The sequence below is a fragment of the Streptomyces xanthophaeus genome, from assembly GCF_000725805.1.
GTDB classification, from domain to species: Bacteria; Actinomycetota; Actinomycetes; order Streptomycetales; family Streptomycetaceae; genus Streptomyces; species Streptomyces xanthophaeus.
Window position 1 is genome coordinate 1 of record NZ_JOFT01000146.1, and the last position, 259, is coordinate 259.

A 259-nucleotide genomic window follows, 5' to 3' on the forward strand; every position below is an offset into this window, starting at 1 on the left:
CTCCTTCGTCCACTCCACCCGCTGCTTCTTCGCCAGGCCCCAGGGATTGCCCTTCTTCTCCAGGTTCTTGAGCATCGTGCCCGCCTCCGACGGGAACGCGGACTCGATCATCACCTGGTAACGCCGCATGTCGACGATGTGGTCGATGTGCTCGATGTCGACCGGGCACTGCTCCACGCACGCACCACACGTCGTGCACGACCACAGGACGTCCGGGTCGATGACGCCGTTCTCCTCGGCCGTCCCGATCAGCGGGCGC

Annotated in this window: 1 protein-coding gene; it reads right to left on the reverse strand. The window is 65.3% G+C overall.

All coding sequences use genetic code 11. The features are described 5' to 3' along the window. On the reverse strand, window positions 1-259 hold a 259-nt coding region (locus IO30_RS41130), incomplete at both ends, for a 4Fe-4S dicluster domain-containing protein (protein ID WP_037895564.1).